Source organism: Chryseobacterium sp. SIMBA_029, from assembly GCF_046535275.1.
Lineage (GTDB): Bacteria > Bacteroidota > Bacteroidia > Flavobacteriales > Weeksellaceae > Chryseobacterium.
The window spans coordinates 1-259 of the sequence record NZ_JAWRXA010000525.1; the positions used below are offsets into that span (position 1 = coordinate 1).

Annotated in this window: 1 pseudogene; it reads right to left on the reverse strand. The window is 61.0% G+C overall.

Annotation, left to right across the window (positions count from 1 at the left end):
• Positions 1 to 259: pseudogene (locus tag SB679_RS25075) on the reverse strand (hypothetical protein); the annotation flags it as partial.

The following is a 259-nucleotide window of genomic DNA, read 5'->3' on the forward strand; positions in this document are numbered from 1 at the left end:
GCCTGCGATCGAGCCGAAGCCCCAGATGGTGACGTTGGCGCCGTCGAGCGTATAGAGCCGTTCGGTGTCAGGCGCGGATTGGGCAATGTTGTATGGCTCGTTCCACTGTGACGCCTTTTGCGATTCCATCAATTGGTCCATCCGTCGCACGGCGGCCAGAATCAAAGCCAGTGCGTGTTCGGCCACGGGGCCATCGTGAAGTGATCGTCCCGACGTGATGGCTACGTTCTCGCCGAACCCGGCAGCCAGCACACTATCG